Origin of the sequence: Caulobacter sp. (assembly GCF_049283275.1) — a bacterium.
Classification (GTDB): Bacteria; Pseudomonadota; Alphaproteobacteria; order Caulobacterales; family Caulobacteraceae; genus Caulobacter.
Map to the genome: position 1 here is coordinate 1 of NZ_JBAPVS010000181.1, position 2,273 is coordinate 2,273.

The following is a 2,273-nucleotide window of genomic DNA, read 5'->3' on the forward strand; positions in this document are numbered from 1 at the left end:
GATTCGACAGGTCCAGGGCGCCGGGCAGCAGCGGCGCTTCGGTCTCGCCCTCGCCGACCAGGGCCTCGCGCCAGCCCCGGGGCGGGTTCTTGGTGGCGCCGATCTTGGTCAGCTCGACCCGCACCAGGGGCGAGCCCTTGTTGGGATCGCCGGTGAACAGCACCAGCAGGGCCAGGCTCAGCAGGAACAGCAAGGCCGCGGCGCTGGCGCCGATGAAGGGATTGGCCGCCGCCGCCAGGATCCTGGCGCGCAGATCGCCGTACCCGCGTCCGTCCGCGGACACGGCGACGCTGTAGGCGGGCTTGCGGGAGAAGGTCACGGCCATGGGCTGGACGCTAGACGGCAAGCTTCGAACATATGGTTAATGAAGCGTGCGGCGGAATGGGCTGGAAGGCGGGCCAAGGCCATCAAACACCGTCGTCATCCCGGGCCTCGTGCCCGGGATGACGATGATTATGGGTTGAGAGATCGAAGAGCTGAACCCTACTTCTTCTCGACCGGCGGGCCCTTGCCGGCCGCCGCGGCGGCCTTGGCGGTGACTTCGGCGATCTTGGCGGCCGGCTTGGGCAGTTTCGTCACGGCCCCGACCGAGCCGGCCTTCAGCACGGCGATGGCGCGTTGCAGCTGGAAGTCGCCCTTCTTCTCGTCGAAGCCGGTCGGCGGCGCCTCGGCCGGGGTGTGGGCGCCCTGGCGGCTCTTGCCCTCGTCGGCGTTGAGCGCGTTCTTGAAGCTGGCCTCGCTGAACCACACGCGGTTGGCGATGTCCTGAGCCTGGTCCTTGGTCTGGGCCACTTCCAGGTCGGGCGCGATGCCGGTCTTCTGGATCGAGCGGCCCGAAGGCGTGAAGTAGCGCGCCGTGGTCAGCTTCAGGGCGCCGTCGGCCCCGCCGCGCAGCGGGATCACGGTCTGGACCGAGCCCTTGCCAAAGCTGGTGATGCCGACCAGCTCGGCGCGGTGACGGTCTTGCAGGGCGCCGGCGACGATCTCGGCCGCCGAGGCCGAGCCCTGGTTGATCAGCACCACCACCGGCAGGCCGTTCAGCAGGTCGCCGGGCCGGGCGTTGTAGCGTTGGATGTCGCGCGGGTCGCGGCCGCGCTGGCTGACCACCTCGCCGCCGTCCAGGAACACGTCCGAGACGCCCACGGCCTGGTCGAGCAGGCCGCCGGGATTGTTGCGCAGGTCGAAGATCAGCCCCTTCATATTGGGGTTCTTGGTCTTCAGGTCGGTGATCGCCGTCGTCAGGGCGTCGGTGGCCTTCTCGTTGAAGCCGGGCAGTCGGACATAGCCGTAGTCGCCTTCCATCCGGGCGATGGCGGCCTTGGGCTTGATGATCTCGCGCGTCAGCTTGACGTCGAACGGATCGGTCTTCTCGCGGGCGATGGTCAGGGTGACCGCCTCGCCGGCCGGGCCGCGCATCTGCTTGACGGCCTCGTTGACCGTCAGGCCCAGCACAGACTGGCCGTTGACCGCAGTGATATAGTCGCCGGCCAGGATGCCGGCCCGCATCGCCGGCGTGCCGTCGATCGGCGAGATCACCTTGACCACGCCGTCCTCGCTGGTGACCTCGATGCCCAGCCCGCCGTATTCGCCGCGGGTGGTGTCCTGCATGTCCTCGAAGCTGTCGGGCGACAGGTAGCCGGAATGCGGATCCAGGCTGGTCAGCATGCCGTCCAGCGCCGCCTCGATCAGCTTCTTGTTGTCGACCTCCGAGACGTACTGGGCGTCGACGGTCTGCAAGACGTCGCCGAACAGCTCAAGCATCTTGTAGGTCTGGCCCTTGGTCGCACTGGTCGCCTGGGCGATGGGGCTGACATAGGCCATGGTCCCCGCGCCGAGGACGAAGGCCGAAACACCGATGAGCAGGTACTTGCGCATGTGGCCTGGAAGGCTCCCTGACGACGCCGGGCGTCGCATTAAAACTTGTCGCTCCACCCGTTACTGGGTCGAACTCTTGTTCATTTGACGGCCATCATCGCTGAAAAAGCCGTTTACCGCGATCCTTGTTTCAACCAACGCTCCGGATTCACCGGCGCGCCGTCTTCCCTGACCTCTAGATAGAGTTCTGGCTCCGAAGAACCATGGCCCGCCATCCTGCCAACCGTCGCGCCGGGTGCGACAGATTGTCCGGGGCCGACGGAAACCTCGTCCATGCCCGCCAGCACCAGATGGTAGGCGCCCTGGGCGCGCAGGATCAAGACCGTGCCCCAGCCGCTCAGCGGTCCGGCATATTCGACCACGCCGGCGGCGGGACTGGTCACGGCGTGCCCCTTTTC

Annotated in this window: 2 protein-coding genes and 1 pseudogene; all 3 read right to left on the bottom strand. The window is 67.3% G+C overall.

What is annotated here, in order from left to right; all coding sequences use genetic code 11:
- Positions 1–325, bottom strand: a pseudogene (locus WAL33_RS10000) (divergent polysaccharide deacetylase family protein); the annotation flags it as partial.
- Between the two features lie 158 nt (positions 326–483).
- A complete protein-coding gene (locus WAL33_RS10005) occupies positions 484–1,875 on the bottom strand; it encodes a S41 family peptidase (RefSeq protein ID WP_422180940.1) in 1,392 nt (463 codons plus the stop codon).
- A gap of 113 nt (positions 1,876–1,988) precedes the next feature.
- On the bottom strand, positions 1,989–2,273 hold a 285-nt coding region (locus tag WAL33_RS10010), incomplete at its 5' end, for a murein hydrolase activator EnvC family protein (RefSeq protein ID WP_422180942.1).